Origin of the sequence: Streptomyces sp. AA1529, from assembly GCF_000280905.1 — a bacterium.
Taxonomy (GTDB): Bacteria; Actinomycetota; Actinomycetes; order Streptomycetales; family Streptomycetaceae; genus Streptomyces.
Genome location: NZ_ALAP01000039.1, coordinates 1 through 711, shown reverse-complemented (window position 1 = coordinate 711; position 711 = coordinate 1). Strand labels below are relative to the sequence as shown.

The window sequence follows — 711 nt, the reverse complement described above, 5'->3', positions numbered from 1 at the left end:
GAGTGACACGACTTCGGCGGTGTACTTGAGCCCCGCTACATTATCGGCGCGGAATCACTTGACCAGTGAGCTATTACGCACTCTTTCAAGGATGGCTGCTTCTAAGCCAACCTCCTGGTTGTCTCTGCGACTCCACATCCTTTCCCACTTAGCACACGCTTAGGGGCCTTAGTCGATGCTCTGGGCTGTTTCCCTCTCGACCATGGAGCTTATCCCCCACAGTCTCACTGCCGCGCTCTCACTTACCGGCATTCGGAGTTTGGCTAAGGTCAGTAACCCGGTAGGGCCCATCGCCTATCCAGTGCTCTACCTCCGGCAAGAAACACACGACGCTGCACCTAAATGCATTTCGGGGAGAACCAGCTATCACGGAGTTTGATTGGCCTTTCACCCCTAACCACAGGTCATCCCCCAGGTTTTCAACCCTGGTGGGTTCGGGCCTCCACACGGTCTTACCCGCGCTTCACCCTGCCCATGGCTAGATCACTCCGCTTCGGGTCTTGAACACGCTACTCAAACGCCCTCTTCGGACTCGCTTTCGCTACGGCTCCCCCACACGGGTTAACCTCGCAACATGCCGCAAACTCGCAGGCTCATTCTTCAAAAGGCACGCAGTCACGACGTGGAAACCGAAATTTCCACGCGACGCTCCCACGGCTTGTAGGCACACGGTTTCAGGTACTCTTTCACTCCGCTCCCGCGGTACTTTTC

The 711-nt window shown here is 56.5% G+C and carries 1 rRNA gene; it reads right to left on the bottom strand.

The window, feature by feature from the left end:
* Positions 1-711: ribosomal RNA gene (locus A949_RS0111965) — 23S ribosomal RNA — on the bottom strand; the annotation flags it as partial.